The sequence below is a fragment of the Mesorhizobium sp. M1066 genome, assembly GCF_040318635.1.
Classification (GTDB): domain Bacteria; phylum Pseudomonadota; class Alphaproteobacteria; order Rhizobiales; family Rhizobiaceae; genus Mesorhizobium.
Map to the genome: position 1 here is coordinate 1 of NZ_JAMYMR010000129.1, position 604 is coordinate 604.

The 604-nt window shown below is 60.4% G+C and carries 1 pseudogene; it reads right to left on the minus strand.

The features are described 5' to 3' along the window. A pseudogene (locus NKH52_RS35445) lies at window positions 1-604 on the minus strand (IS3 family transposase); the annotation flags it as partial.

Here is a 604-nt window from a genome sequence, read left to right on the forward strand (position 1 = left end):
TTGAACTCCGTCACATCGGTCACCCATTTATGGTTGGCGCTGTCAGCGTTGAACTGGCGTTGAATGAGATCGGGAGCCGTCCTTCCGATGCCGCCTTTGTAGGAGCGATACTTCTTCGGCCTGACCAGCGACTTCAATCCCATCTCCACCATCCGACACTGCACCGCCTTGTGATTGACGACATGACCGAGCCGGCGCAGTGCAGCAGCCACCCGGCGATAACCGTAGCGGCCCTTGTGGCTGTCGAAGACGGCTCTGATCTTCTCCTTGAGACCAGCATGGCGGTCGACGCGGGACGCCTTCTGTCGATAGTAGAACGTGCTGCGGGAAAGCCCTGCCAGTTTGAGCAGACCATCGAGCGGATAGAGCAGCCTTAACGCTTGGACAGCTTGCGCTTTTTGGGCGCGTGTCCCTGCGTTAAGGCCTCCAGTTTTTTTAGGTAGGCGTTCTCCATGCGCAGATGGTTCAGTTCCGCAAGCAGCTCTTCGCGGCTCTTGGTCTCATCACTCTGCGCCACGGGCGGCTCGCCAGGCGACGGCGGGTCTGACATCGATCGCGGCCTTCCTCTGCGGCGCGGCGCGAGCGCCTCTATCCCACCGGCTTC